Annotated in this window: 26 protein-coding genes and 2 tRNA genes; 17 read left to right on the top strand and 11 right to left on the bottom strand. The window is 72.2% G+C overall.

Annotated features, from left to right (window positions below; all coding sequences use genetic code 11):
- Nucleotides 1-76: 76 nt before the first annotated feature.
- The 9 genes from ASH01_RS00850 (at nt 77) to ASH01_RS23810 (ending at nt 7,588) form a co-directional block, all read left to right on the top strand.
- Nucleotides 77-1,537, top strand: coding sequence for a hypothetical protein (locus ASH01_RS00850; protein ID WP_056770187.1), 1,461 nt, complete (start codon nt 77-79; stop codon nt 1,535-1,537).
- A 42-nt stretch (nt 1,538-1,579) separates the two neighbouring features.
- Nucleotides 1,580-2,359, top strand: coding sequence for a fumarylacetoacetate hydrolase family protein (locus tag ASH01_RS00845; protein WP_056770184.1), 780 nt, complete (start codon nt 1,580-1,582; stop codon nt 2,357-2,359).
- A gap of 210 nt (nt 2,360-2,569) precedes the next feature.
- Nucleotides 2,570-4,009, top strand: a complete 1,440-nt coding sequence (gene gltX / locus ASH01_RS00840) for a glutamate--tRNA ligase (protein ID WP_056772468.1) — start codon at nt 2,570-2,572, stop codon at nt 4,007-4,009.
- 10 nt (nt 4,010-4,019) lie between these two features.
- Nucleotides 4,020-4,667, top strand: a complete 648-nt coding sequence (locus tag ASH01_RS00835; RefSeq protein WP_056770181.1) for a GNAT family N-acetyltransferase — start codon at nt 4,020-4,022, stop codon at nt 4,665-4,667.
- 13 nt (nt 4,668-4,680) lie between these two features.
- Nucleotides 4,681-5,436, top strand: coding sequence for an HAD family hydrolase (locus ASH01_RS00830; RefSeq protein ID WP_056770178.1), 756 nt, complete (start codon nt 4,681-4,683; stop codon nt 5,434-5,436).
- A gap of 57 nt (nt 5,437-5,493) precedes the next feature.
- Nucleotides 5,494-5,565, top strand: a tRNA-Gln gene (locus ASH01_RS00825).
- A 91-nt stretch (nt 5,566-5,656) separates the two neighbouring features.
- Nucleotides 5,657-5,729 (top strand) — tRNA-Glu (locus tag ASH01_RS00820).
- Nucleotides 5,730-5,861: 132 nt separating this feature from the next.
- Entirely contained in the window at nt 5,862-7,103 is a 1,242-nt protein-coding gene (locus ASH01_RS23815; protein WP_056770174.1) for an alpha/beta-hydrolase N-terminal domain-containing protein, read from the top strand.
- Nucleotides 7,103-7,588, top strand: a complete 486-nt coding sequence (locus tag ASH01_RS23810; RefSeq protein WP_056770171.1) for an alpha/beta-hydrolase family protein — start codon at nt 7,103-7,105, stop codon at nt 7,586-7,588. The genes ASH01_RS23815 and ASH01_RS23810 overlap by 1 nt, the downstream gene beginning before the upstream one ends.
- Here the strand turns inward: ASH01_RS23810 and ASH01_RS00805 are convergent.
- Nucleotides 7,573-9,744, bottom strand: a complete 2,172-nt coding sequence (locus ASH01_RS00805; RefSeq protein ID WP_200961738.1) for a bifunctional lysylphosphatidylglycerol flippase/synthetase MprF — start codon at nt 9,742-9,744, stop codon at nt 7,573-7,575. The two genes, ASH01_RS23810 and ASH01_RS00805, sit on opposite strands and share 16 nt — an antisense overlap.
- A gap of 50 nt (nt 9,745-9,794) precedes the next feature.
- A complete protein-coding gene (locus tag ASH01_RS00800; RefSeq protein ID WP_056770167.1) occupies nt 9,795-10,451 on the bottom strand; it encodes a MerR family transcriptional regulator in 657 nt (218 codons plus the stop codon).
- A 71-nt stretch (nt 10,452-10,522) separates the two neighbouring features.
- Between ASH01_RS00800 and ASH01_RS00795 the strand changes: the two genes are divergently transcribed.
- The gene (locus ASH01_RS00795; RefSeq protein WP_056770164.1) at nt 10,523-11,059 is read left to right on the top strand and encodes a DUF4188 domain-containing protein; all 537 of its coding nucleotides are present in this window, start codon (nt 10,523-10,525) and stop codon (nt 11,057-11,059) included.
- Here the strand turns inward: ASH01_RS00795 and fgd are convergent.
- From fgd to ASH01_RS00780, 3 genes are all read right to left on the bottom strand, one after another.
- The gene (gene fgd, locus ASH01_RS00790; protein WP_056770161.1) at nt 11,052-12,059 is read right to left on the bottom strand and encodes a glucose-6-phosphate dehydrogenase (coenzyme-F420); all 1,008 of its coding nucleotides are present in this window, start codon (nt 12,057-12,059) and stop codon (nt 11,052-11,054) included. The two genes, ASH01_RS00795 and fgd, sit on opposite strands and share 8 nt — an antisense overlap.
- A gap of 72 nt (nt 12,060-12,131) precedes the next feature.
- Nucleotides 12,132-13,133, bottom strand: a complete 1,002-nt coding sequence (locus ASH01_RS23520; RefSeq protein WP_082619417.1) for a L,D-transpeptidase family protein — start codon at nt 13,131-13,133, stop codon at nt 12,132-12,134.
- 177 nt (nt 13,134-13,310) lie between these two features.
- Nucleotides 13,311-14,063, bottom strand: a complete 753-nt coding sequence (locus ASH01_RS00780; RefSeq protein ID WP_020142814.1) for an IclR family transcriptional regulator — start codon at nt 14,061-14,063, stop codon at nt 13,311-13,313.
- Between the two features lie 153 nt (nt 14,064-14,216).
- On the opposite strand from ASH01_RS00780, the gene leuC reads away from it, so the two are divergent.
- The 3 genes from leuC (at nt 14,217) to ASH01_RS00765 (ending at nt 17,322) form a co-directional block, all read left to right on the top strand.
- Complete coding sequence (gene leuC, locus ASH01_RS00775; RefSeq protein ID WP_056770159.1) at nt 14,217-15,662, top strand: 3-isopropylmalate dehydratase large subunit; 1,446 nt, start codon at nt 14,217-14,219, stop codon at nt 15,660-15,662.
- Between the two features lie 3 nt (nt 15,663-15,665).
- Entirely contained in the window at nt 15,666-16,259 is a 594-nt protein-coding gene (gene leuD, locus ASH01_RS00770; RefSeq protein ID WP_056770156.1) for a 3-isopropylmalate dehydratase small subunit, read from the top strand.
- A 286-nt stretch (nt 16,260-16,545) separates the two neighbouring features.
- Entirely contained in the window at nt 16,546-17,322 is a 777-nt protein-coding gene (locus tag ASH01_RS00765) for an HU family DNA-binding protein (protein ID WP_056770153.1), read from the top strand.
- Between the two features lie 76 nt (nt 17,323-17,398).
- Here the strand turns inward: ASH01_RS00765 and cofC are convergent, their stop codons facing one another.
- The gene (gene cofC, locus ASH01_RS00760) at nt 17,399-18,268 is read right to left on the bottom strand and encodes a 2-phospho-L-lactate guanylyltransferase (protein WP_056770150.1); all 870 of its coding nucleotides are present in this window, start codon (nt 18,266-18,268) and stop codon (nt 17,399-17,401) included.
- A 114-nt stretch (nt 18,269-18,382) separates the two neighbouring features.
- Between cofC and ASH01_RS00755 the strand changes: the two genes are divergently transcribed.
- Nucleotides 18,383-19,183 (top strand): lysophospholipid acyltransferase family protein, encoded by an 801-nt coding sequence (locus ASH01_RS00755; RefSeq protein WP_056770146.1) that lies wholly within the window; start codon nt 18,383-18,385, stop codon nt 19,181-19,183.
- On the top strand, nt 19,180-20,181 hold the full coding sequence (locus ASH01_RS00750; protein WP_255358392.1) for an NAD(P)H-dependent glycerol-3-phosphate dehydrogenase: 1,002 nt from the start codon (nt 19,180-19,182) through the stop codon (nt 20,179-20,181). The genes ASH01_RS00755 and ASH01_RS00750 overlap by 4 nt, the downstream gene beginning before the upstream one ends.
- A gap of 27 nt (nt 20,182-20,208) precedes the next feature.
- Here the strand turns inward: ASH01_RS00750 and ASH01_RS00745 are convergent, their stop codons facing one another.
- The gene (locus ASH01_RS00745; protein ID WP_056770143.1) at nt 20,209-21,294 is read right to left on the bottom strand and encodes a trans-sulfuration enzyme family protein; all 1,086 of its coding nucleotides are present in this window, start codon (nt 21,292-21,294) and stop codon (nt 20,209-20,211) included.
- 49 nt (nt 21,295-21,343) lie between these two features.
- Here ASH01_RS00745 and ASH01_RS00740 point away from each other — a divergent pair, with 49 nt between their 5' ends.
- Nucleotides 21,344-22,480, top strand: coding sequence for a D-alanine--D-alanine ligase family protein (locus ASH01_RS00740; RefSeq protein WP_056770141.1), 1,137 nt, complete (start codon nt 21,344-21,346; stop codon nt 22,478-22,480).
- Between the two features lie 57 nt (nt 22,481-22,537).
- On the opposite strand, the gene ASH01_RS00735 is transcribed toward ASH01_RS00740, so the two are convergent.
- Together ASH01_RS00735 and ASH01_RS00730 are read right to left on the bottom strand one after the other, a co-directional pair.
- Nucleotides 22,538-22,933, bottom strand: a complete 396-nt coding sequence (locus ASH01_RS00735; protein ID WP_056770138.1) for a DUF3515 family protein — start codon at nt 22,931-22,933, stop codon at nt 22,538-22,540.
- 61 nt (nt 22,934-22,994) lie between these two features.
- On the bottom strand, nt 22,995-23,228 hold the full coding sequence (locus tag ASH01_RS00730) for an Lrp/AsnC family transcriptional regulator (RefSeq protein ID WP_020142803.1): 234 nt from the start codon (nt 23,226-23,228) through the stop codon (nt 22,995-22,997).
- A gap of 218 nt (nt 23,229-23,446) precedes the next feature.
- On the opposite strand from ASH01_RS00730, the gene thiL reads away from it, so the two are divergent.
- On the top strand, nt 23,447-24,415 hold the full coding sequence (gene thiL / locus ASH01_RS00725; protein WP_082619416.1) for a thiamine-phosphate kinase: 969 nt from the start codon (nt 23,447-23,449) through the stop codon (nt 24,413-24,415).
- Between the two features lie 203 nt (nt 24,416-24,618).
- Here thiL and rpmB read toward each other — a convergent pair whose 3' ends face one another.
- Both rpmB and ASH01_RS00715 read right to left on the bottom strand, forming a co-directional pair.
- A complete protein-coding gene (gene rpmB, locus ASH01_RS00720; RefSeq protein ID WP_020142801.1) occupies nt 24,619-24,807 on the bottom strand; it encodes a 50S ribosomal protein L28 in 189 nt (62 codons plus the stop codon).
- A gap of 166 nt (nt 24,808-24,973) precedes the next feature.
- Nucleotides 24,974-25,756 (bottom strand): fructosamine kinase family protein, encoded by a 783-nt coding sequence (locus tag ASH01_RS00715; protein ID WP_082619322.1) that lies wholly within the window; start codon nt 25,754-25,756, stop codon nt 24,974-24,976.
- Nucleotides 25,757-25,912: the final 156 nt, after the last annotated feature.

Here is a 25,912-nt window from a genome sequence, read left to right as displayed (position 1 = left end):
CTGCACCCCACGAGGGTAGGCGAGTCGCGGCCCCGAACCCCACCGCGCACCCGCGACCCGAGGGCAGGATGGCCTCATGGCACCGGACGCGGAGCGACCCACCCACCTGCTGCACCGGCTGACCTCCTACACCCCGGAGCGGGAGTGGACCGAGGTCCCCGATGACGATCGGCTCGTGCAGGACCTCGTGCCCAACGACGTGACGCGGCGGCCCCGGTCCTACAAGCGCTACGACGACGACCTGCGACGAGTCCTCCTGCCGCCCGACCTCCCCGCGTCGTCGGCGGCGGCCACCGCTGTGCTCGCCGGCACGGCGACGGTTGCGCCGAGCCGTCTCGACCTCCCCGGCCTGGCCCGTCTGCTCTTCCTGTCGTCGGGCGTCACCCGGCGCACGACGCGCCCCGACGGCGGGGTCATGCTCTTCCGCGCGGCCGGCTCGGCCGGGGCGCGCTTCCCGCTCGAGCTCTACGTCGCCGTGCCGCGCGGGGCGGGCGTCGAGGGGCTCGAGCCGGGCCTGCACTGGTACGACCCCGAGGCCCACGCCCTCGTCGTCCTCGGCCCCGCGCCGTCGGGCGACGCCGTGACCGTCGTCGTGACGGGGGTGCCGTGGCGCACCGGCTGGCGCTACCGCGAGCGCGGCTTCCGCCACATCTACTGGGACGCCGGCACCATGCTGGCCCAGACGCTCGCCCTCGCCGACGCGGCAGGCCTGACAGCACGGCTCTTCACGACCTTCCCCGATGCCGAGGTGGCCGCCCTCGTCGGCGCCGACCGCGTGCACGAGTTCCCGGTCGCCCTCGTGGCCCTCGGTCCCGGCGACCCGGCCGTGCACCTGACGGGCGACCCGATGTCGGGCCACCACGACGCCGACGGTCTCGAGTTCCCGCTCGTGACGGCCGCCCAACGTGCGGGGGAGCAGCGCCGCCTCGGCGCCGAGCTCGAGCGCGGGGCTCCGGTCGCGCTCACCGCCGAGGGCGGACCCAGCACCGATGCCGTCGTCGTCAGCAAGGGGTCGATCCGCCGGCTCCACCCCGACCGGTCGCTTCCGCGCCACGTGCTCGTCGACGCCATGAGCGCCTCGCTGCGCGGCATCGACGTCCCGCACTGGCTCGGCGTCAGCGGCGTCGACGACGTGCCCACCGGCATCCACCGGTGGCCCGACCTCGCGTCGCCGGTGCGCCCTCTCGACGAGCGGTCCGTCCGCGACGAGCTCTTCGCGGCCGCCCTCGAGCAGGGCCTCGCCCGCGACGCCGCCTTCGTCGCCATGAGCGGCGCGCCACTGGACGACCTCGACGACCACGCCTATCGCGAGGCGCAGCTGCTTGCCGGCGTCGCCGAGGGCCGCCTGCACCTCATGGCGTACGCGTTGGGCGCGGCCGCGTCGGGCATGACCTTCCGCGACTCCGACCTCGCACACCTCCTCGGGACGGACGTGGCCGGTCTGCTCTGGACGTGCGTCGGCGTGCCGGAGTACCGGACCCGCCCCAGCGGACAGCCCGGGTCGCCGGCGGACGTCACCATAGTCTGGCCGCGCTGACCGGTCTCCGCGAGGGATCGTCACCCGTCGTAGGGTGGGCGCGTGCGCATCGCGAGGTTCACGACCGGGGACGACCCGGCATACGGCATCGTCCAGGGCGACCCCGGCAGCGAGGTGATCACGCCTCTGTCCGGCGACCCGCTCTACATCGGCCTCCAGCCGAGCGGACAGCCGCCCGTCATGCTCGACGACGTGCGCCTGCTCGCACCCGTCATCCCGCGCTCCAAGATCGTCGCGATCGGCAAGAACTACGCCGACCACGCCAAGGAGATGGGCGGCGAGGCGCCGGCCGAGCCGATGATGTTCTTCAAGCCCAACACCGCCGTCGTCGGTCCGTTCGACCCCGTCGTGCTCCCGGCCGGCAGCAGCGAGATCTCCTACGAGGGCGAGCTCGCGGTCGTCATCAAGACCATCACCAAGGGCGTCAAGGCAAAGGACGCGGCCGAGTGCATCTACGGCTACACCATCGCCAACGACGTCACGGCCCGGGACTGGCAGCGCAGCGACGGCCAGTGGGCCCGCGCCAAGGGCTTCGACACGAGCTGCCCCCTCGGCCCGTGGGTCGAGACCGAGCTCGACCCCGCCGACCTCGCGATCGTCACGACGCTCGACGGCGACGTGAAGCAGGACGGCACGACCGCCGACATGATCCACGACATCGCGACGATCATCGAGTACGCCTCGGCGGCCTTCACGCTGCTGCCCGGTGACGTCATCCTCACCGGCACGCCGGCCGGCGTCGGGCTCGTCGAGGCGGGTCAGCAGGTCACCGTCGAGATCGCGGGCATCGGGTCGCTGACCAACACCTTCGTGCGTCGCTGACCCTTTCGGGCTCCCACTAGGCTGGGTCGCACCATGAGCGACAACACCACCAGCACAGGTATGCCGTCTTCCCCCGCCAGCGACGCCGGCGAGCACGTCGAGATCCGCACCGAGGAGCGCGTCCGCGTCTCGACCTCGGACGGCTCCGGTCCGGTGCGCACTCGCGTCGCCCCGAGCCCGACCGGTGACCCGCACGTCGGCACGGCCTACATGTCGCTCTTCAACCTCGCCTTCACCCGGCAGCAGGGCGGCCAGTTCGTCCTGCGCGTCGAGGACACCGACCGCGCGCGCTTCCGTGAGGACTCCGAGGCCCAGCTCTACGACACCCTCGCGTGGCTCGGGCTGCACTGGGACGAGGGCCCGGACATCGGTGGGCCCTTCGCGCCGTACCGCCAGTCCGAGCGTCTCGACACGTACCGCCCCTACGTCGAGCGCCTCCTCGAGGACGGCCACGCGTACTACTGCTGGTGCTCCAAGGAGCGTCTCGACCAGATGCGCGAGATCCAGCAGAAGACGAAGCAGCCGACCGGCTACGACCGTCTGTGCGTCGGCAAGACGCGTGAGGAGCGCGCCGCGCTGCCCGGCTTCAGCGAGACGCCGGTCGTGCGCATGCTCGTGCCCGACGACGTGCCGCTCGTCTTCGACGACGTCATCCGCGGCAAGGTGTCGGCGCCGCGCCCCGACGACCAGGTGATCCTCAAGGCCGACGGGTTCCCGACCTACCACCTCGCTGTCGTCGTCGACGACCATCTCATGGGCATCACCCACGTCGTGCGCGGCGAGGAGTGGATCAGCTCGACGCCGAAGCACGTCCTGCTCTACCGCTGGCTCGGGCTCGAGCCGCCGACGTTCGCGCACATGCCGTTGCTGCGCAACACCGACAAGTCCAAGATCTCCAAGCGCAAGAACCCCGCCGCCCGTCTCACGTGGTTCCGGGAGCAGGGCTACCTGCCCGAGGCGCTCGTGAACTTCCTTGCGCTGCTGGCCTACCCGCCGCAGCAGGACGCCGAGGGTGCCGACGTCGAGGTCTTCACCTTCGACGAGTTCAGCCGCACGTTCGACTGGGCCAAGGTCAACCCGATCGGCCCGATCTTCGACCTCAAGAAGCTCGACTGGCTCAACGGCGTCCACATCCGGTCGCTCGAGGTGGGCGAGTTCGCGAGCCGGCTGCTGCCCTACCTCGTCGCCGACGGCGTGCTCGGCGAGACGCAGTCGCTCGGTGAGCTGGCGCGCCTCAAGTCCGTCGCGGAGCTGATCCAGACCCGCATGGCCCTGCTCACCGAGGCGCCGGCGCTCGTGCGTCCGTTCTTCGTCGCCGACGACCAGCTCGTCATCGACGAGGACGCGCGTGCCCAGCTCAAGGACGACGCGCCGGCCGTGCTCGACGCGGCGCTCAAGGTGCTCGGCGACATCGACGACCACGGCATCGGCGTCCTCGGCACGGGAAGCCCGTGGAACGCCGCGGGCATCGAGGAGGCGCTGCGCGCCGCGATCGTCGACGGGCTCGGCATCAAGCCACGCCTCGCCTTCGGCCCGCTGCGCACGGCCGTCTCGGGCGCCCGCATCTCGCCGCCGCTCTTCGAGTCGATGGAGATCCTCGGCAAGACCTCGACCCTGAGCCGCCTCCGGTCGCTGCGCGACTCGCTCTGAGGACATCGGGGTGGAGGGCGTGGGGGGCTGGTCCTGGCCGCTGCACGGCATCCGCCTGCACACGGCCGACCTCGACCTGACGGTCATGACCGAGGCGGACCTGCCGACGTTGTGGGCCCTGCTGCCCGACGACCTCGAGCTCAACCCGCACGCGACGACGTATGCCGGCCTCGACGTCCCGGCGAACCGTCGGGCCGTCCTAGCGCAGGGTTACTGGCGCGCCCTCGGGATGTGGTCGCCCGACGACTGGGCGCTGCCCTTCGTCGTCCGTTCGGCGGGCGCCGTCGTGGGCGCCCAGTGGCTCGAGGGGCCCGACTGGCGCTCCGACCGCACCGTCGACTCCTCGTCCTGGCTCGTCGCCGGAGCGCGGGGGAGGGGGCTCGGACGGCAGATGCGGGCCGCGGTGCTCGCTCTCGCCTTCGGCCCGTTGAGGGCCGAGGCGGCGATCAGCTCGGCCGTGGTCGACAACGCGCCGTCGCTCGGCGTCTCACGCTCCCTCGGCTACCACGACACCCACCGTTCGGTGCTCGAGCACTCGGGGCAGACGCTGCAGCACGTGCGCCTCGACGTGAAGACGTGGGACGCCTCGGGCCGGTCGCGGCACGTCGTCGTCGAGGGTGTCGACCCGGCCCTGCCCCTCTTCGGCCTCGACCCGTGACAGGAGTCCACTCGTGAACCCGCCCAGCCTCGCCGCCGTCCTCGACGGCGTGCGCGCCGTGCTGCTCGACGTCGACGACACCATCGTCGACACGGAGGAGGCGATGGTCGCCGCCGGGACCGAGGCGGCCGCCGCGATCTGGCCGCACCGCTCGGGCCTCGACCACCGTGCCATGGCGCAGCGCTACTACGACGACCCGGAGCGCTGGTTCCCGCGCTACGCCTCCGGCGACGTCCCGTTCGACACGATGCGGTCGGGTCGGCTCGCCGAGGTGGCCGTGGCGTTCGGCCTCGAGGTTCCCGACGGCGCCCACCGGTCCTTCGAGGACGCGTACGCCCCGGCCTTCCGCAGCGCCCAGCGGCTCTTCCCCGACGTGCCGGGACTGCTGTCCGCCGCCGAGCAGGAGGGACTTCCCGTCGCGCTGCTGACGAACTCCGCGCACGCGCCGACCCGCGTCAAGCTCGAGGCCCTCGACCTCGCCGAGCGCTTCGAGGTCGTCGTGACGACCGACACCCTCGGCTTCGGCAAGCCCGACCCGCGCGTCTACCTCGAGGCGTGCCGGCTCGTCGGTGCCGAGCCCCACCGGGTGGTCTGCATCGGCGACAGCATCGAGTGGGACGTGCTCGGGGCCCAGGCTGCCGGCCTGCGTGCCGTCTGGCTCGATCGAGGGGGTCTCGGGACGACCGAGCTGGTCGCCACCGTGCGCGGTCTGGACGAGGTCGCGGCCGCGCTCGACCGCCGATTTGGGTCACCGCTCACGGACCGGTAGTATTCCCATTCGGTTCACCCCGTACCGGCCGCGAGGCAGGCTCGGAGTGAAACCCCTTGGGGTATGGTGTAATTGGCAACACTACGGTTTCTGGTTCCGTCATTCTAGGTTCGAGTCCTGGTACCCCAGCTCTGGTTCACGGCAACGTGAGCCGATTCGGAGAAATCCAGCCTTCACGGTAAGGTTTCTTCTCGTGCCGAGTCCGCTCGGCACCGCTCACGGCCCCGTTGTGTAGCGGCCTAGCACGCCGCCCTCTCAAGGCGGTAGCGCGGGTTCGAATCCCGTCGGGGCTACGTGATGCTCGAGAGGGCACAAGAAGACCCCGGTCCACATGGACCGGGGTCTTCTTGCATGTCAGGGTGGCCCACGGTCGAGGCACCCTATGCTGACGCTCGTCATAGGCACGCCGAGCAAGGAGCCGCCGCATGACCGCGACGACCGCCGTCGCCCCTCCGGAGGTCACCGCCCGCCGCCGTTCCTGGCGCCCGGCGCTGGGCACTCCCCGCCGGGTCTTCGACACGACGTTCTCCGGCGTCGGCCTCACCGTGGCGGCGTGGTTCTTTGCGCTGTCGCTGCTGCCCTCGCTCTTGCCTCGTGGCGCGATGGTGCAAGGCATCGCCTCGGGTGTCACCGTGATGATCGGCTACGGCATCGGCGCGGGCACCCAGGCGCTCTGGCGCTACCTCGGGATCCCGAGCGTGCCTGGCCGGGCGCGACGCATCCTCGTGGCGATCTTCGTGGGCCTCGGCCTCTGGGCTGCGGTCTTCACCGGCTGGCGCCAGGTCGGCTGGCAGAACGAGATCCGCACGCTCTACGGGATGGAGCCGGCGTCGCCGACCCAGTGGCCCGTCGTCATCGGCCTCACGGTGCTCCTCGCCGTCCTCATCCTCGTCGTCGCCCGGAGCCTGCGCCTGCTCTTCCGCACCGTCTTCCGCTGGCTCGGGCGCCGCCTGCCCCGCCGTGTGGCGGTCGTCGTCGGCTCGGCGGTCCTGCTCGCCCTGATCTGGTCGCTGCTCACCGGCGTCCTCGTCAACGGCTTCTTCGCCGTGGCCAACAACACCTTCGCGCCACGTGACACGCTCATCGCCGAGGACATGAACCGTCCGCAGGTCCCCGAGCGCTCCGGCAGCCCGCAGTCGCTCTCCACCTGGGACCTGCTCGGGCGCCAGGGACGCTACTTCGTCGGTGGTGGACCGACCGTCGCCGAGCTCGACGCCGCGAACGGCGGCGGCGCGAAGGAGCCGATCCGGGTCTATGCCGGTCTCCGCTCCGCCGAGACCGTGCAGGGGCGCGCCGACGTCGTCCTCGCCGAGCTGAAGCGAACCGGCGCCTTCGACCGCAAGATCCTCGTCGTCGCCACGACGACCGGCACCGGCTTCCTCGACCAGAACGGCACCGACCCCCTCGAGTTCCTCTGGAACGGTGACACCGCCATCGCGGGCGTCCAGTACTCCTACCTGCCGTCGTGGATCTCGCTCCTCGCCGACCAGGACGCCGTCCGCGAGACCTCCCGCGTCGTCTTCGACACCATCGACCAGTACTGGTCGACGCTGCCCGAGGCGAGCCGGCCGAAGCTCTACCTCTACGGGCTCTCCCTCGGCTCGTTCGGCGTCGAGAGCATCCGCCCTCGATCAACGTCATCAACGAGCCGATCGACGGCGCCCTGATGTCGGGGCCGCCGTTCGTCAACGACCTCCACGCCCGGCTCACGGCCCAGCGTCAGCCCGACAGCCCGGCATACCTGCCGGTCTACGAGCAGGGCCGTACGGTGCGTTTCACCGCGGAGCAGAACGGCCTGGACCGCGGGGGCTCGACCTGGGGTCCGACGCGGCTCGTCTACCTCCAGCACGCGAGCGACCCCATCGTCTTCTTCTCGCCGAGCATGGCCTTCAGCTCGCCCGAGTGGCTCAAGGACGGCGAGCGTGGGCCGGACGTGTCGGCGCGGATGGGCTGGTTCCCCCTCGTGACGATGTGGCAGGTGCTGCTCGACCTGCCGGGCGCGGGCAGCATCCCGATGGGCTACGGGCACCTCTACTCGGCCACGTCCAACCTCGAGTCGTGGGTCGCCGTGACGAACCCGCCCGGCTGGACACCCGACAGGACGGCGGCGCTGGCGTCCGTCCTCGAGAAGCGGCCCTACAAGGACACCTGAGCCTCGTCCCTGCGTGACTGGAGCCCGGCGCGGGCGAGGTCACGCAGGGAGGCGCCGGGGAGGTACGCCGAGGTCAGGGCGAGTCCGATGCGCGGCAGGGCGGCCTCGTCGGCGAAGACGAGGTAGACCGGCTCGTGCCGGGGGCGGAACTTCTGCTTGAAGCTGTCGAGCGACCGGAAGCCGTACAGGGGTTCCATGGCCTCTCCGAGCTGGTCGAGCAGTCGCTCGAGCGCGGCCCGCTCGGCCGTCCCATCGCCGGAGTGCGCGAGCGGCGCTCCTGAGAGCGACACGAACGACGCACCCTGCTCACGGAAGGACAGGCAGGCGCTCGCGATGAGGAACTCGGTCACCGGCCGGAAGCCGTCCGGGAGGCGCCGCATGACGTCGAGCGTCCACCCGCGGACCTCGCCGCCGGCGGAGTGGACGGGCAGCCACGAGGTCACGCCGTGGACCGTCAGGTCGGCGTCGACGGCCAGGCCGACGCGCGTGTCGGGGTCGAGGGCCTCGTCGACGCCCCCGAGCGTGAAGCCCATCTCGGGCAGCCCCTTGTCCGAGACCCAGAGCTCGGAGATGGCGCGCACCTGGGTCAGCAGGCCGCGGGGCATCTCGGCGAGCTGCCCCTCGCGGTAGGTGATCCCGTCCTTCGTCGCGCGGTTGAGGGCCGTGCGGACGCTCTGCCAGGACTTGCCCTTGAACTCGAGGTCGGGCAGGTCGATGATCGCCTCCTCGGCCACGAGCACGTCGCGCCGGCCGTGGGCACGCCCCCAGTCGGCCACCTCCTGCGTGACGGAGAAGAAGCACACCATGAGCCCGTGCGTCTCCTGCTCGTCGACGAAACCCTGGAGCACGTCAGCGCGCGTCGCGGCGTCCGCACCGACGGGGTCGCCGAGGGCGATGGCCGTGCCCCGGTGCACCTGGAAGGCGACGTAGCCGACCGGTGCACCCGACGGGTCGCGGTGGACGTACCAGTGGTTGTCGGGCCAGGTGCCCATCCACGCCATCGTCGACCCACCGTGCTCCTTGAGGAGTGCCACTGCGGTCTCCCGGTCGCTCGCCCCGGTCGCGAGCTCCCTGCGCCGCTTCCGTCGTGACCGCGCCTGGAAGGCCGACCGCCCGAGCACGAGGACGGCGAGCTGGAGCAGCGTGATGACCACGGTGACGACGAGCTCGGGGATCGAGGTCGCGACCTGTCCGTCGCCGTTGAGCTGGTCGGGTGCCACGACCTCGACGACGATGAGCAGGGACTGGGCCAGCAGGGAGAGGGTCGCGAGCCCGCCGGCGAGGAACCACACCCGACGCGAGCCGCGCCGCAGGCCGTCGGCGAGCAGGAGCGAGATGGCTGCGCTGATGAGGACGCTGAAGGCGTCCGTGTCGTCGGAGGTCGCCCCGAGCGGCCCGTCCGACGGCGTGAAGTAGAGCAGGATCTGGACCAGCGCGCTGACGAGGTAGAAGGCTGACGACACGACCCGCCACTCGTGCCGGCTGAAGCGAGGCAGCGCGAGCGACGGTCGGCGGCCGAGCAGGACCGGCCCGAGCGCGAGCCCGACCGAGATGCCGATGGCGTGCTCGAGGTCCCAGAGACGTCCGACGTAGAGGAGTGCGACGACGGCGTAGAGGGACAGGACCGCTCTGAGCCGCCCGCGCCACGGCGGGGTGAGGGTTGCGCTCGCCGCGGCCACCGCTCCGAGGGCACCGGCGCTGAACCCTGCATCCAGCTCTGCCGCGAGCCGGGCGGCCCACTCCCAGCCGGTGCCGTCGACGACGAGCAGGAACAGCGAGGCCAGCAGGACGCCGGCCAGGTGCGTCGACGTCGCGGCGACCGCGACCCGACGGGTGCCCAGACGCCACTCCGACCAGCCGACCATGAGCAGGGCTCCGCCGGCCACGGGGAGGTACTGCGACGGGGTGAGGGCGAAGAAGGCGCCGGTGACCGGTGTCCACCAACGGCCGTCCTGGAGAGCCGGGAGACCGTACGCGACGTGGTTGACGAGGTCCCGGTCCTCGAGCGCGTTCCACAGCGTGCCGGTCGCCAGTGCCAGCACGAGCATGGTGCCGACGACGACGATCGTGAAGGGCAGGCGGCGGGCGAGGGCGGTCGCCCGGGCCGTCGGACCGGGGTCCGGTGCGTCGTCGGGGTCGTTCGAAGCTGTCGTCACGCGCGCGGCCCCTTCCCGGGTCTCCGGTCCGCGGTGGACCTGTTGCGATGCTAGTGCGCGGTGCTCGCGGAGGGGGTGGCCGTCGTCCCGGGGCCGCCGAGCCGTCGGGCACTGACCGACTCCTGCCCCACACGTCTCAGGGCGAGCAGCACCGGGTCGGTCAGGACGGTGCCGACGATGGCGTAGCGCAGGGCCTCCTGGGGCGGGGCGGTGGCCAGAGCAGGCGCGACGTCGGTCTCGGCGACCGAGAGCATGGCCCGTTGCCACGTGTCGAGCGTCGCGTCGTCGACGCTCCACCCTCCGGCAGCAGCGGCCGTGAGCGCCTGGGCGAGCTGGAGCCCGGCCGGCGAGTGCTCACAGCCCGGCGGCCCGAGGGCGCGCACCCGCTCGAGCGACTCGGGCGTGACGTCCCCTGCGGCCCCCGGGGTGACGTGGGGGCGCAGGGCCTCGTGCGCGACCCCGAGGAGCTCGTGCCGGCTTGCGGGTGGCTCGTCGAGGGCATGGACGACCTCGCGTACCCGGTCGATCGAGAGCCGGCCCACGTCGACGAGGGTGCGCACGAGGCGGACCCGCTCGACGTGGCTCTCGTCGTAGGAGGCGCGGGTGACGCCCTGGGCCACGCCGGCATGGAGCAGCCCTTCCCGCAGGTAGTACTTGAGCGTGGGGATGCTGACGCCGGTGGCTTCGGCGAGCTCGGAGATGCGCATGAAGTCCTCCCTTGACTTTGGATAGTATGACTGTCCAAACTTGGATAGCACCACTATCCGAGAGGCGTTTCATGAGCGGTTTCGTCCACACGAGCCACACCCACGACGGCGAGCTCGCCGTCTTCCTCATCGGCATGCGGGTCAACCACCCGTGGCGCCCCGACCTCTGGGGTCCGGTGTTCGCCGCGATGCCGGGCATGATCAGCGAGCTGTATGCGGCCAAGGCCGCCGCTGCACGCGGGGACGGGCCCGACCTCGGTTTCCTCGAGGCCCGCACGCTTCTCGGCGCGGGAGGGCCCACCCTCGTGCAGTACTGGCGGGACGTCGAGTCGGTGTACGCCTACGCCCACGACCCCGAGCGACGCCACCGTCCGGCCTGGACGGCCTTCTACCGTCGGAGCCGAAGGGCGACCGGCGCCGTCGGCATCTGGCACGAGACGTATGCCGTCCCGGCCGGTGGGCACGAGAGCCTCTACGTCGGGATGCCGCCGACCGGGCTCGGCAAGGCCTTCGGCCTGACCGAGGACCGCAGCCGTCGACGGCACGCCCGGATCGGCCGGAGCGAGGTCGCCGCCGGCAGCGCCGCCCCGGAGAGCGTCGTCAGCTGAGCTCGCGCAGGCCGGGCAGCACGTCGGCCGAGAACTGCTCGAGGAACCGGCCCTGGTCGTGGCCGGGCGCGTGGAAGACGACGTGGTTGAAACCCCAGTCGACGTACTGGCGCACCGCGTCGACGGCCTCGCCCGGGTCGCTCGTGACGATCCAACGCTTGGCGATCTCCTCGTCGGACAGCTCGTCGGCCAGGCGTTCCATCTCGACCGGGTCGTCGACGCCGTGCTTCTGCTCGGCGCTGAGCGACAGGGGCGCCCAGAAGCGCACGTTGTGCAGCGCCTGGTCGGGGTCACGGTCGTAGGAGAACTTGATCTCGATCATCCGGTCGATGTCGTCACGCGTGCGCCCGGACTTGACCAGACCCTCGTCGACGGCGGGCAGCAGCTTGTCCTCGTAGAGCTCGCGGCCCTTCCCGGAGGTGCAGATGAACCCGTCACCCGACCGGCCGGCATACCTCGCGACGAGCGGACCGCCGGCCGCGACGTAGACGGGGATGGGCTGTTCGGGGCGGTCGTAGACCGTCGCCGCGTGCGTCCGGTAGTAGTCGCCCTCGAAGTCGACACGCTCCTCGGTCCACAGCTTGCGCATGAGCGTCACGGCCTCTCGCAGCCGCGCGAAGCGCTCCTTGAACTCCGGCCACGGCGAGCCCGCGGCGCCGACGGCCACCTCGTTGAGGGCTTCGCCGGTGCCGATGCCGAGGACGATGCGTCCGGGGTTGAGGGCTCCCAGCGTGCCGAAGGCCTGCGCCACGACGGCCGGGTTGTAGCGGAACGTCGGGGTCATGACCGACGTGCCGAGCTGGATCCGCTCGGTGCGCTCGCCCGCGGCCGCGAGCCAGCTCATCGCGAAGGGGGCGTGGCCCTGCTGGTGCCGCCAGGGCTGGAAGTGGTCGGAGATGAAGGCCGAGTCGAGCCCGACCTGCTCGGCCTGCGTGGCCAACGTGACGAGGTCGCGCGGACCGAACTGCTCCGCGGACGCCTTCCAACCAACTTTGAGCACACCGACTCCTTCGGGCCGTGGGGGAGTGACCTCCGTCAGCCTACGTCGGGGTGCACAGGGGCCGTCGGGCCGTCACCAGTGGACGACGACCTGGTCGCCGATCCGCACCTCTCCGTAGAGCTGGATGAGCAGCGGCTTGTTGCGGACGTTGACGCAGCCGTGCGAGGCGCCGGCGTAGCCGAGGCGAGCGAAGTTCGAGGAGTAGTGCACGGCCTGGCCGCCGGAGAAGAACATCGAGTACGGCATGGGTGTGTGGTAGAGGTTCGAGATGACGTCGACCTTCTTCTTGTAGACGGAGAAGACGCCCTCGCGGGTGGGCAGCTCGTCGCTGCCGAACCGCACGTCGAAGCCGTACTGCGGCACGCCGTCGACGACCCAGGTGAGGCGCTTCGTCGACTTGCTGACGCACATGACACGACCGGTCATGCAGCGCTCGTCGACGTCCCACGAGACGGACGCGGGGCTGGGCTCGACGGGCTTCGGCTTGACGTTGGCGAGCTCGTCGGTCGTCGGTCGGTGCGTCATCGACACGAGGCGGTCCCACGTGCGCTCGTCGAGCGTGCCGGTCGCGTCGAAGCCGCGCTTGGCCTGGAATCCACGGACTGCGGCGGTCGTCTTGCTGCCGTAGCGGTCGCTGACGTCGCCGTCGAACCAGCTCAGCTGTCGCAGCCGTGCCTGCAGGGAGCGCACCTTCGGGCCGGTGTCGCCGGCGCGGAGCATGATGACCGGTGCCGGCTCGGGCTCGGCCGTCGCGGAGGGAGTGGGTTTCGAGGGCTGCGTCGGCCGCGCCGGCGTCTGCTGCGTGGGCGTCGGCGGAGCGCTGGTCGGCGGCGTGACCGTGGACGGGGCGGCCGGCGGCGTCTCGACGGCGGTGCCGGTGGGGGTCTCGGTCGTGGGTGCCGGTATGCCGGACGATCCGGACGTCGCGGTCTGGCCGACGCGCGTGGCGGCAGCCCCGACCGTCTGGTCCGGGCTGCAGGCCGTCGTCGCGGCGACGAGGGTCGCGAGGCCGACGAGCGCGAGCGTGCGGCGCCGGCCGGCGGTGGCCCGGAGCGGTGAGGTGGCTGTCTGCATCGTGACCCCTTGTTTGAACGCGACGTGCCGTGCGTCGGTGCACTGCACTGAGGGTGACGCGACGACGCCCGGAATGGTTGTCCGGGTCGGGGTGTCGATCCGGATCGTGACCGATCCGTTGTGCACGGCCTGCCGTCCCCGACGCCGTTGTCGGGAGGCGGCCGGGAGCCGATGGGGTCAGGCGTTGTGCTGCTGCTGTTGCTGCTGCTGCATGGCGTGGTGGCGCCGCAGCACCTCGGTCAGCTTGTTGGCCCCGGCGACGACCGTGGCAGCGTGCAGCCGACCGGGCTGGCGCGAAAGGCGCTCGATGGGCCCGGAGATGGACACCGCGGCGACGACGCGACCCGACGGGCCGCGTACCGGGGCCGAGACCGACGCGACGCCCGCCTCGCGCTCGGCGACGCTCTGGGCCCACCCGCGACGGCGCACGCCTGACAGCGCGGTGGCCGTGAAGGCTGCACCCTGCAGGCCTCGGTGGAGCCGGTCGGGCTCCTCCCAGGCGAGCAGGACCTGCGCGGCCGAGCCGGCGAGCATCGAGAGCGTCGCGCCGACCGGGATCGAGTCGCGCAGTCCGACGGGCCGCTCGGCCGCGGCGACGCAGATGCGCTGGTCGCCCTGGCGGCGGAAGAGCTGCGCGCTCTCGTTCGTGTGGTCGCGCAGGGCGCCGAGCACCGGACCGGCTGCCGCGAGCAGACGGTCCTCGCCCGCGGCCGAGGCGAGCTCGCCGAGCCGCGGACCGAGCACGAAGCGTCCCTGCATGTCCCGCGACACGAGACGGTGGTGCTCGAGCGCGACGGCCAGACGGTGGGCCGTCGGACGCGCGAGCCCGGTGGCTCCGACGAGCTGGGCGAGGGTGGCCGGACCTGCCTCGAGAGCGCCGAGCACCGTGGCGGCCTTGTCGAGAACACCGACCCCTGAAGAGTTGTCCATGCACTGATACTGACGTCTCAGGCACTGAGACGTCAATCCACCGGGCCCACAAAAGGTTCAGGCTGGCCGAAGAGCGATGTCGCGACCAGGTCCTCGATGGCGCACGCGCTCGAGCACCGGAACGCCGCCGCGGAGGGAAGTCAGAGGGAAGTCATGGCAGGGACACTGGCCGAGAAGGTCTGGGACGCACACGTCGTACGTCGCGCCGACGGGGAGCCCGACCTCCTCTACATCGACCTCCACCTCCTCCATGAGGTGACCAGCCCCCAGGCCTTCGACGGGCTGCGGCTCGCCGGCCGGCCCGTGCGCCGCCCCGACCTGACGCTCGCGACCGAGGACCACAACGTCCCCACGACGCCCGGCCCGATCACCGACCCGGTGTCGAAGATCCAGGTCGAGACCCTCCGCCGCAACTGCGAGGAGTTCGGTGTCCGCCTCTATCCGATGGGTGACGCCGACCAGGGCATCGTCCACGTCGTCGGCCCGCAGCTCGGCCTGACGCAGCCGGGCATGACCGTCGTCTGCGGCGACAGCCACACCTCGACGCACGGCGCCTTCGGTGCGCTCGCCTTCGGCATCGGCACCTCCGAGGTCGAGCACGTGCTCGCCACGCAGACGCTGCCCCTCAAGCCCTTCCGCACCCTTGCCGTGAACGTGCGCGGCGAGCTGCCCGACGGCGTCACCGCCAAGGACATCGTCCTGGCCGTCATCGCCAAGATCGGCACCGGCGGTGGCCAGGGCTACGTCATCGAGTACCGCGGCGAGGCCATCGAGGCCCTGTCGATGGAGGCCCGGATGACGGTCTGCAACATGTCCATCGAGGCCGGCGCGCGCGCCGGCATGATCGCGCCCGACCAGACGACGTTCGACTACCTCGAGGGTCGCCCGCACGCCCCGACCGGCGCGGACTGGGACGCCGCGGTCGCGGAGTGGACCTCGCTGCGCACCGACGACGATGCCGTCTTCGACGCCGAGGTCGACCTCGACGCCGCCGAGCTCACCCCCTTCGTCACGTGGGGTACCAACCCCGGCCAGGGTCTGCCGCTCTCGGCGTCGGTGCCCGACCCCGAGGAGTTCGCCGACGAGAGCGACCGCCTCGCGGCCGCCAACGCCCTCGCCTACATGGGCCTCGAGCCCGGCACGCCGCTGCGCGACATCAAGGTCGACACGGTCTTCGTCGGCTCGTGCACCAACGGTCGCATCGAGGACCTGCGCGCGGCGGCCGCCGTCGTCCAGGGTCACCGGGTCGCCGACGGCGTCCGCATGCTCGTCGTCCCCGGGTCGGCCAAGGTGCGCCTCCAGGCCGAGTCCGAGGGGCTCGACAAGGTCTTCACCGAGGCCGGTGCCGAGTGGCGCCTGCCCGGCTGCTCGATGTGCCTCGGCATGAACCCCGACACCCTCGCCCCCGGCGAGCGCAGCGCGTCGACGTCCAACCGCAACTTCGAGGGCCGGCAGGGCAAGGGTGGCCGCACCCACCTCGTCAGCCCGCTCGTGGCGGCGGCGACCGCCGTCCGGGGCACGCTGTCGAGCCCCTCCGACCTCGACAGTGCCAGCCGGGCGCACGGCCAGCTGGCGTCCGCGACGACCGGGGAGGCCTGAGCCATGGATGCGTTCACGACCCACACGGGTATCGGAGTCCCGCTGCGCCGCAGCAACGTCGACACCGACCAGATCATCCCGGCCGAGTACCTCAAGCGCGTGACGCGCACCGGCTTCGAGGACGGCCTCTTCGCCGCCTGGCGCAAGGACGAGTCGTTCGTCCTCAACAACCCGGTGTATGCCAACGGCTCGGTCCTCGTGGCCGGCCCCGACTTCGGCACGGGGTCGAGTCGCGAGCACGCCGTCTGGGCGCTGATGAACTGGGGTTTCCGGGTCGTCATCAGCTCCCGCTTCGCCGACATCTTCCGCGGGAACAGCGGCAAGCAGGGCCTGCTCACGGCGATCGTGTCCCAGGACGACGTCGAGCTGATCTGGAAGTACCTCGAGAACAACCCCGGTGCCGAGATCTCGGTCGACCTCGTGGGTCGCACGGTCCATGCCGGAGAGATCGTCGCACCCTTCGAGATCGACGACTACACGCGCTGGCGCCTCCTCGAGGGCCTCGACGACATCGGGCTGACCCTGCGACACGAGGATCTCGTCGCAGATTTCGAGTCGCACCGGGCGAGCCACAAGCCGGTGACGACTCCCGCCTGACGGCACCTTCCTGCGGCGCCCAGATGGTGCCTGAGAGTGAACGGATCCCCTTGTCAGACAAGGGGATCCGTTCTCGTTTCAGGGCGAATCGGACACGGCTCAGACGTCCCCGTGCCGTCCGAGAACCCGCTCAGAACCCGTCAAACTCCTTGCGACACAACGAAAAACCCACCGACCGGTGATGGACGTGCCTGCCGTGGCGGCCTAACGTCAGGAGGTAGCCGGACCGGTTCCGGACGCACATCGTCGGGTCGCCTGACACCGACAGTCCTCTGGAGGGGAAGACGTGAACAAGGCAGAACTGATCGACGCGCTCGAGGTCAAGCTCGGCAGCAAGAAGGTCGCATCCGACGCGCTGGAGGCGTTCCTCGACGTCGTCATCCGCGAGGTCGCCAAGGGTGGCAAGGTCGGCATCACCGGCTTCGGCACCTTCGAGCGGGCCGACCGGGCCGCACGCACCGGCCGCAACCCCAAGACGGGGGCGACCGTGAGGATCAAGAAGACCCGCGTCCCCAAGTTCCGTTCGGGCACGAACTTCAAGGAGGTCGTGTCGGGCGCCAAGAAGCTCTCCAAGACCGAGTCGGCCGCCTCGCGCGCCTCCGCCGGCACCTCGGTGGCCGCGGCCCCGGCCACGCGGACGACGGCGAAGAAGACCGCCACCAAGGCCGCCCCGGCCAAGGCCGCGGCGAAGAAGACGACGACGAAGGCCGCTGCGACGAAGGCTGCGCCGGCCAAGCGCGCCACGGCGACCAAGGCCGCCCCGGCGAAGGCCGCGGCGAAGAAGACGACGACGAAGGCCGCTGCGACGAAGGCTGCGCCGGCCAAGCGCGCCACGGCGACCAAGGCCGCCCCGGCCAGGGCGGCGGCGAAGAAGACGACGACGACGACGAAGGCCGCTGCCACGAAGGCTGCGCCGGCCAAGCGCGCCACGGCGACCAAGGCCGCCCCCGCCAGGGCCGCGGCGAAGAAGACGACGACGAAGGCCGCTGCCACGAAGACCACGGCGGCCAAGAAGACGACGACGGCCCGCAAGACGACGGCCAGGAAGACCGCCTCGAGGTGAGGCCACGCGGCGCCCGGCACGGGCGTCGCCGGACGTGACGTGGGCCCGACCGGCGACGGTCGGGCCCACGCGTGCGTCAGCGGATGGGCTGGCCGGGCCCGACGCCCACGATGTGCAGCGCGATGACGAGGTCGTCGACGACCTCGACCGTGAGGCGCTGGCCGAGGCGCAGCAGGCGCAGGCCGCTCGCCTCGAACGCCGGTGCCTCGAAGCGCAGCTCGACGCCGTCGTCGCGCAGCACGCTCCCGGTGTGGGTCTCGGGGTCGAAGCGGTGGACGGTGGCCTGCATGCTCCTGATCCAACCAGATGCCCGGTGCTCGAGGACGGTGCGTGTCGCGAGCCCGAGCCCGAGCCGGCGCGCCCGCGCGAGGCTCCGTGCGTCGTCGACGTCGGTGCGCAATCGGGGGAGCGGCAGGTCCAGGCGCACCGCCCCGTCGGCCTCGTGACGCGCGGCGCTGTCGGTGCCGAACCGCGGCGTGAAGCCGCGGCCGCAGCGCAGGACCGTGCCCGTGCCGTCGGCGTCGGGCACGAACGACTCCTCGACGTACGCAGCGGCCTCGAGAGCCGACCGCAGCGAGGCGGCGTCGAGCGAGGGCACGTCACCGAGCAGGGCGGCCACGCGGGCGCCCGGCCCGGCGTGCCGCATACCGGCGGAGACGGCCTCGTTGAGCCCGGTGCCCGGGTCGGCCACGACGTGCACCCCACGCGTACGCCACCTGGCCGCCAGGCCCGCGTCGCTCGTCACGAGCACGAGGTGGTCCGGCCCGACGGCCGCGGCGGCCGCGGCGAGCGTGTCGGTCGCGATCGCCGCACTGAGCTCGGTGCGGTCCGAGCCGACGGCGCGGGCGAGGCGCGACTTGCCGTGGCTCGTGTCCTTGACGGGGACGACGACGTGCCAGCCGGCGGACGGCTCTGCCGGGGGGTGCGCGTGCGAGGAGGTCGTCATGCTGGCGATATCGTCCCACTCGCCGCCTTGCTGCTCGACACCGCGCCGTGAGGTGGACAAGATGAAGCCCAGCCACGTCGACCGGCGTGCGCACGACGAGGAGGACGTGACACCGTGACTGCCGGCGCACCCAAGAGGCGGTTGCCGTGGGCCTACCGGCTCGTGGCCCTCCTGCTCCGGCCGCTGCTGATGCGGGTCACCAAGCGCGACTGGCGCGGGCTCGAGAACATCCCGGTCGAGGGCGGCTTCGTCGTCTCGACGAACCACATCTCCTACGCCGACCCGCTCGTCTTCGCGCACTTCATGTTCGACAGCGGGCGCGAGGCCTACTTCCTCGGCAAGGACAGCCTCTTCGCGATCCCGTTCGTCGGCTGGCTCCTCAAGAAGTGCGGACAGATCCCCGTCTACCGCAACTCCGCCGCAGCGACCGACTCCTACCGGGCCGCGGTCGAGGGCGTGCGCGCCGGCAAGGCGCTCGGGATCTTCCCCGAGGGCACCATCACGCGCGACCCCGACCTGTGGCCGATGCGGGGCAAGACGGGCGCCGCCAGGGTCGCCCTCGAGACGCGCTGTCCCCTGATCCCGGTGGCGCAGTGGGGTGCTCAGGAGATCCTGTCCCCCTACGGCCACAAGCCCTCGCTCTTCCCGCGCAAGACGATGATGATGTACGCCGGTCCGCCGGTCGACCTGACCGACCTCTACGACCGCCCGATCGACACCAAGGTGCTGCGCGAGGCCACCGACCGGCTCATGGACCGCATCACCGGGCTGCTCGAGGTGCTCCGGGACGAGAAGCGTCCGACCGAGCGCTTCGACCCGCGCAGCCACGGCGTCCCCGAGATCGGTGACCCCCTCAAGCATCACGAGATCGGGCGCGCCAAGCGTCACCGCGGTCGGGACGGGAGTCCGTCGTGACGGCTCGCGTCGCCGTCATGGGCAGTGGCAACTGGGGCACGGCCTTCGGGATGATCCTGGCCGACGCCGGGTGCGACGTGACGATGTGGGCTCGTCGACCAGAGGTCGCCGACGCGATCAACGCCGGGCGCAACGACGCCTACCTGCCCGAGCTCGAGCTGCCGTCGGCCGTCCGCGCCACCGTCGACCCGGCCGAGGCCCTCCACCGGGCCGACGTCGTCGTGCTCGCCGTGCCCTCGCAGACGTTGCGCGACAACCTGACCCGCTGGGGCGCCTCGATCCCCACCGACGCCCCGGTCGTGTCGCTCATGAAGGGCGTCGAGCTCGGCACGACGATGCGGATGAGCGAGGTCATCGCCGAGGCCGCCGACATCGCGACCAACCGCATCGTCGTCGTGTCCGGCCCCAACCTCGCGCCCGAGATCGCCCGTCGCCAGCCGGCCGCGGGCGTCGTCGCGTGCCGTGACATGGCGACCGCCGAGCGCGTCGCCAGCGCCTGCGCGACCCCGTGGTTCCGGCCCTACACCGACACCGACGTCATCGGCGCCGAGGTGTGCGGGGCCACGAAGAACGTCGTCGCGCTCGCGTCCGGCATGGCCGAGGGGATGGGGTTCGGCGACAACACGAAGGCCACGATCATCACCCGTGGTCTCGCGGAGACGACGCGCCTGGGCCTGGCTCTCGGCGCGCACCCGCAGACCTTCATGGGCCTCGCCGGCGTCGGAGACCTCATCGCGACGTGCATGTCGCCGCTCTCGCGCAACCACAGCTTCGGCGTGCGGCTCGGGCGGGGCCGCACCGTCGAGGAGGCGACCGCCGAGCTGCGCACGACGACCGAGGGCGTCAAGTCGTGCGAGTCGATCCTCACGCTCGCCGGGCAGCACGACGTCGACATGCCGATCTGCGAGCAGGTCGTCGCCGTCATCCGTGACGGTCACTCGGCGAGCGAGGTCGGCCCGCGCCTCATGTCACGTGACCTCAAGGCCGAGAAGCACTGAGGGCGTATGCCGCCCGCCCGGCTCGCGTCAGGCGTGGTCGAGCGCCTGGGCGAGGTCGGCCCACAGGTCGTCGACGTGCTCGATGCCGACCGACAGCCGGACGAGGTTGACCGGCACCTGCTCGGACTCCGAGGGGTGACGCCGGCGGCGCTCGAGCTGTGACTCGACGCCGCCGAGGCTCGTCGCGTGCAGCCAGAGACGCGTCGAGCCACAGACCCGCTCGGCGGCGTCCGCGTCACCGGCCACGTCGATCGACACCATGGCGCCCGAGCCGGGGTAGCGCACGCGCTCCACGGCCGGATGGCCCTCGAGGCGGCGGGCCAGCTCGGCCGCGCTGGCGCTGGCCCGCTCGAACCGCACCGACAGCGTTCGCAGCCCCCGCAGCGCGAGGAAGACCTCCATCGGTCCGGCGATCGCTCCGTGCAGGGTGCGGTGGCGACGCAGCCGATCGCCGATCGCGCGCCCGCGCTCGAGGTCGGCGACGACGGTCGCGCCGAGCACGACGTCGCTGTGGCCCGAGAGGTACTTCGTCACGGAGTGCACGACGACGTCGGCGCCGAGCGAGAGGGGCCGGCACAGCAGCGGTGTCGAGAGGGTGTTGTCGACGACGCTCGTCACGCCGAGCTCGCGTGACCGGGCGAGGACGACGTCGAGGTCGGTGACGTCCATGAGCGGGTTCGTCGGCGACTCGAGCCAGAGCAGGTCGGCCGACTCGAGGGCGGCGACGAAGCCCGCCGTGTCGGTGGCGTGCACGCGGACGACCGTGCCGCCGGCCTTCTCGTGGGTCACGAGCAGGTCGCCGGTGCCGTTGTACGTCGTGTCGGGGGCGACGACCGTGCCGCCGGCCGGGACGAGCGCGAGTGCCGCCGAGATGGCTCCCATGCCCGACGCGTGCACCAGCGCGTGACCGCCCTCGAGGCCGCCGAGCGCCTCCTCGAACGCGTTCCACGTCGGGTTGCCCGAGCGGGCGTAGTTGACGGGCCCGTCCGCGGCATACGTCGACGTCAGCTCGACGGCGACGTTCGCGGGCGAGCCGGGGGAGCGCTCGGGGCGTCCCGACGCCACGAGGAAGGTGTCGACGTGCAGGTGCTGCGAATCCGCTTCGGTGCCCACGCCCTCAGGGTACGAGGGGCCCCCACGGTCTTCGATAGAGTCTCGTCTGATGACCACGGACCAGCCCCAGCCCGACCTGCAGAGCCGCCCCCGCGTCGCCATCGTCTTCGGAGGGCGCTCCTCGGAGCACGCAGTCTCCTGCGCCACCGCTGCCGGGGTGCTGCGCGCCATCGACCGCAGCAAGTACGACATCATCCCGATCGGCATCTCCCGCGACGGGCAGTGGGTCCTCGCGGCCGACGAGCCGAGCCGCTTCGAGCTGACGGCCGGGCGCACCCCCGAGGTCGAGCCGAGCGCCGCCCACGTGGTGCTGCCGCTCTCGACGCGCGAGAGCTCGCTCACCTCGCTCGAGGCCGGCCGGCCGCCGCAGGAGCTCGGCCAGGTCGACGTCGTCTTCCCCCTGCTGCACGGGCCGTTCGGCGAGGACGGCACGCTCCAGGGCTTCCTCGAGCTCTCCGACGTCCGCTACGTCGGCTCTGGCGTCTTCGCCTCCGCCGCGGGCATGGACAAGCACTACATGAAGGTCGTCTTCGCCGGCCACGGGCTGCCCGTCGGGCCGTATGCCGTCATCACCGACCGCGCGTGGCGGACCGACCCGGCCGCCGCCATGGACGCCTGCGCCGGTCTCGCCTACCCGCTCTTCGTCAAGCCCGCCCGGGCCGGCTCGTCGATGGGGATCACCCGGGTCGACGACCCCGCCGAGCTCCAGGCCGCCATCGAGGTGGCCCGCGAGCACGACCCCAAGGTCCTCGTCGAGGCCGGGATCGCGGGCCGTGAGATCGAGTGCGCCGTGCTCGAGGGCCACGGCACGTCCGGGCCGCGCACGTCCGAGGTGGGCGAGGTCGCGGTCCACGACAACCACGGCTTCTACGACTTCGAGGCGAAGTACCTCGCCGAGGCCGACGTCGACCTCACCTGTCCCGCCGACGTGCCCGAGGAGATCTCCAAGGAGGTCCGACGGCTCGCCGCCGAGGCGTTCGAGTCGCTCGGCTGCGAGGGGCTCGCGCGCGTCGACTGCTTCTACACCGACGACGGCCGGGTGCTCATCAACGAGATCAACACGATGCCGGGCTTCACGCCGCACTCGATGTACCCGCGGATGTGGGCGGCCTCGGGCGTCACCTACCCCGACCTCATCGACGAGCTGATCTCGCTCGCCCTCGAGCGGCGCACCGGCCTGCGCTGAACCGGGCCGACCGGGCACGTTCAGGGGACTGCCGGGTCGGCCACACGGCATACGCCCTCAGGAGCAGTGGCGACCGGTGGCCGGGAGGGAGTTCGCGACGTCGGTGAAGGCCGGCAGCAGCAGCGGCACCGCGCCGTAGGCACCGGGGGCCAGCACCTCGATGGCCGGGTCGCGGCCGTAGGTCGTCGCCACCGACCCGTCGCTGAGGGGGCGCACCACCCAGTCGACGCCGTCGACGGTCACGCAGTCGTCGGTGGTCGGGCCGAGGGGGTCGAGCCCGCAGCGGGCGATGAGCGCCGGGTCGCCCCACGCCGCGACCGACCCGTCGTCGGGCTGCGTCGTCACCCTCGTGTGGCCGCTGACGTCACCGGGCCACCGGGCCGAGGCGCAGACCGGCGCCGACGCCTGGGGCGCGAGCGCCACCTCGGGGGCGCGGCTGCACGCGGACAGCACGACGGCGACGCCGATGAGCGCCGCCGTCGTGAGGTACGGGCGTCCGGTCAGGGGGCTGGCCTCAGACGTGGACGACCGTGCAGGTCAGGGTCCGGGTGATGCCGGGGACGTCCTGGAGCTTGGCGATGACGAGACGGCCGAGGTCGTCGACGTTGGAGGCCTCGACGCGGGCGATGACGTCGTAGGGACCCGTGACGTCCTCGGCGAGAGTCACGCCCGAGATGCCCGCGATCGCCTCCGCCACGCTCGCGGCCTTGCCGACTTCGGTCTGGATCAGGATGTAGGCCTGGACCACGTGTCACCTCACTGTGTGTCGATCGTTGGACGGTCGTGCACGGCGCGATGCGCTGGCCCAACCGCTCGGAACGGCAGGTCCCAGTGTGACTGCGACCGTGCCCTGACGCTACCTTGCCATGGGGCCTCACGTCCCATGGAAACCGGGGGCCTGAGACGGCCGTCCACCGAAAGGGTGTGTGATCCGTGCCGAACGGGCAGCGGCTCCAGCGTGGGCCGATGATGACGGGCGGGACGCCCTTGCGCGACCTCGACGAGGACGAGCTGCTCGGGCGCATCCTCCCGGCCTTCCCGGGCACCGACGAGCTGCTCGTGGCCCCGGGTGACGACGCCGCGGTGCTGCGCACGTCCGAGCGCACGATCGCCACGACCGACACCGTCGTCCTCGGCCGTGACTGGCTCGACGCGTGGTCCTCCGGCGCGGACATCGGGCACAAGGTCGTGGCCCAGAACCTCGCCGACGTCGCGGCGATGGGCGGCCGGCCCACGGGGATCCTCGTCACGCTCGTCGCCGACCCCGAGCTGTCGCTGGAGTGGGTGCTCGACCACGTGGGCGGCCTGGCGCAGGCGTGTGCCGCCGCGGGCGTGGCCGTGCTCGGCGGAGACCTCTCGTCCGCGCCGCCCGGGGTCGTCATGGTGTCGGTCACGGCGCTCGGCCGCCTCGACGGCGAGCCGGTGCTCCGCTCGGGGGCGAGGCCCGGGGACGTCCTCGCCGTCCACGGGTCGCTCGGCCTCGCCGACGCGGGCCTGCGCCTGCTCCGGGCCGACGCCGTCGAGCGGCACCCGGTCGCGGTCGCCCGTCAGCGACGTCCCGACCCCCCGCTCGCGGCGGGGCCCGAGGCGGCGGCCGCCGGGGCCACGGCGATGCTCGACCTCAGCGACGGCCTGCTGCGCGACGGGGGGCGGATCGCCCGGGCCAGCCGCGTCGTCATCGACCTCGACCCGCGGGCGCTCGCCCCGGACGTCGACGCCCTGGCCGAGGCCCTCGGGGCCGAGGCCGCGCTCGACTGCGTGCTGGCCGGCGGCGAGGAGCACTCGCTGCTCGCGACCTTCCCGCGGGGGTCTCTGCCCGTCGGCTGGCGGGCCATCGGGTCCGTCCGGGCTCCCGGGGCCGGTGAGGGTGCGGGCATCCTCGTCGGCGGCCGCGTCGTCACGCACACCGGCTGGGACCACTTCCGCGGCGCCTGACCGGAGCGGCGGGCGCGCGGCTCGAGGTGGGGCGCGAGATCGCGCAGCCCGTGCGCCCGGGCGACAGCGGGTGCGCGATCACCCGCACGACGAGGTATGCCGTCGCGCCCGGACGCGGGCGGTCCCCTCGACCCGCACCCGGCGGGCACGACGAAGGCCGGCCCCCTCGGGGGACCGGCCTTCAGCGTTGTGGTGAGGGACGTTCAGCGAACGACCTTGCCCGCCTTGAGGCAGGAGGTGCAGACGTTGAGTCGCTTCGGCGTCACACCGTCCACCAGCGTCCGAACGCGCTGGATGTTGGGGTTCCAGCGGCGCTTGGTGCGGCGGTGCGAGTGCGAGATGTTGTGACCGAAGCTCGGTCCCTTGCCGCAGACGTCGCAGTTGGCAGCCACGGGTATCTCCTGAAATTCGATGTTGACGAAGTGCTGAGCTCCACCACTGGATCGGGGCAGACGCACGAGGGCGCGCGTCACCCCGCAGTCACGGGGGGAACCGGTAAAGCGTAGCCGACGAGATGCTCGGACGACAAAACGGCGTGAGCACCCCACTGACCCCGCCTCACACGAAGGTCCGGGCCGTCTCGACGAGCTGGGCGGCATACGCAGGTCCGTGCGACGCCGCGTGCACGGCGAGCGGGTGCAGCTGGTGCAGACCCACGAGCTCGCGCCACCCCGGGCGGAGTCCGGCGGCCTCCTCGTAGGCGGCGAGGACGCGACCCAGGCCCGGGCAGCCGAAGAGGGCCAGCATCGCGAGGTCGGTGAGGCCGTGGCCGCCGTGCGCGGCCGGGTCGATGAGGACGGCGCCGTCGGCCGTGAACACGACGTTGCCTGCCCACAGGTCGCCGTGGATGCGCGCCGGGGGTCGGTCGTCGTCGAGGTCGCCGGACGCCAGCCGGTCGCAGACGCGGTCGACGGTGCGGGCCCCGGCGGCGTCGAGGTGACCGCGGTCGAGGGCCCGGCGCACGAAAGGGCGCACCCGCTGCTCGGCGTAGAACAGGCCCCACGTCGGCGTCGGGTCGTTGCTCTGCGTCTGGCGCCCGATCCAGGCGGCACCGGTCCAGCCCGCCGGGGGAGACCCGAAGGCCGGCGCACCCGCAGCATGGGTCACGGCAAGACCCCGCCCGAGGGCCTCGGCCGCCTCCTCCGTCGGAGGAGAGGGGTGCAGCCGTGCGAGGTCGATGTGCCCGGCACCGACGCCGCGGACCTCGACGACGCGGGCGCCGCCGCGCTCCTGCGCCTCCCCGAGCCAGCGCAGGCCGGCCGCCTCGACCTCGAAGAAGCCGGCGGGGGCTGCGGGCCACGACTTCCGGTGGGTGGGGGCGGCGCTCGACACCGCGCCCACGCTAGTGGCCCGGTGTCGTCGGCGGTCCCTACCGTCGTGGGCGCGCCATGACGCCGGTGCGGCACAGGACTGGTGCGCGGCACAGGACTGGTGCATGCGACCGTCCGGACGAGGCGCTAGCCTGCCGAGCATCGGCGAGCCGATCCCCAGGCCGAT

The sequence above is a fragment of the Terrabacter sp. Soil811 genome, from assembly GCF_001429655.1.
Classification (GTDB): domain Bacteria; phylum Actinomycetota; class Actinomycetes; order Actinomycetales; family Dermatophilaceae; genus Terrabacter.
The sequence above is the reverse complement of the archived record's forward strand: the minus strand, read 5'-3'. Positions and strand labels throughout refer to the sequence as shown.

Excerpts from the sequence above, each read along its gene's own strand:
- leuC (WP_056770159.1), top strand. The coding sequence starts at position 14,217 with ATGGCAGGGACACTGGCCGAGAAGGTCTGGGACGCACACGTCGTACGT.
- ASH01_RS23520 (WP_082619417.1), bottom strand. The coding sequence starts at position 13,133 with ATGCAGACAGCCACCTCACCGCTCCGGGCCACCGCCGGCCGGCGCCGC.
- ASH01_RS23810 (WP_056770171.1), top strand. The coding sequence starts at position 7,103 with ATGTCGGGGCCGCCGTTCGTCAACGACCTCCACGCCCGGCTCACGGCC.
- ASH01_RS23815 (WP_056770174.1), top strand. The coding sequence starts at position 5,862 with ATGACCGCGACGACCGCCGTCGCCCCTCCGGAGGTCACCGCCCGCCGC.
- gltX (WP_056772468.1), top strand. The coding sequence starts at position 2,570 with ATGTCGCTCTTCAACCTCGCCTTCACCCGGCAGCAGGGCGGCCAGTTC.
- leuD (WP_056770156.1), top strand. The coding sequence starts at position 15,666 with ATGGATGCGTTCACGACCCACACGGGTATCGGAGTCCCGCTGCGCCGC.
- ASH01_RS00740 (WP_056770141.1), top strand. The coding sequence starts at position 21,344 with ATGACCACGGACCAGCCCCAGCCCGACCTGCAGAGCCGCCCCCGCGTC.
- ASH01_RS00795 (WP_056770164.1), top strand. The coding sequence starts at position 10,523 with ATGAGCGGTTTCGTCCACACGAGCCACACCCACGACGGCGAGCTCGCC.
- ASH01_RS00780 (WP_020142814.1), bottom strand. The coding sequence starts at position 14,063 with ATGGACAACTCTTCAGGGGTCGGTGTTCTCGACAAGGCCGCCACGGTG.
- thiL (WP_082619416.1), top strand. The coding sequence starts at position 23,447 with ATGATGACGGGCGGGACGCCCTTGCGCGACCTCGACGAGGACGAGCTG.
- cofC (WP_056770150.1), bottom strand. The coding sequence starts at position 18,268 with ATGACGACCTCCTCGCACGCGCACCCCCCGGCAGAGCCGTCCGCCGGC.
- ASH01_RS00800 (WP_056770167.1), bottom strand. The coding sequence starts at position 10,451 with ATGCGCATCTCCGAGCTCGCCGAAGCCACCGGCGTCAGCATCCCCACG.
- ASH01_RS00850 (WP_056770187.1), top strand. The coding sequence starts at position 77 with ATGGCACCGGACGCGGAGCGACCCACCCACCTGCTGCACCGGCTGACC.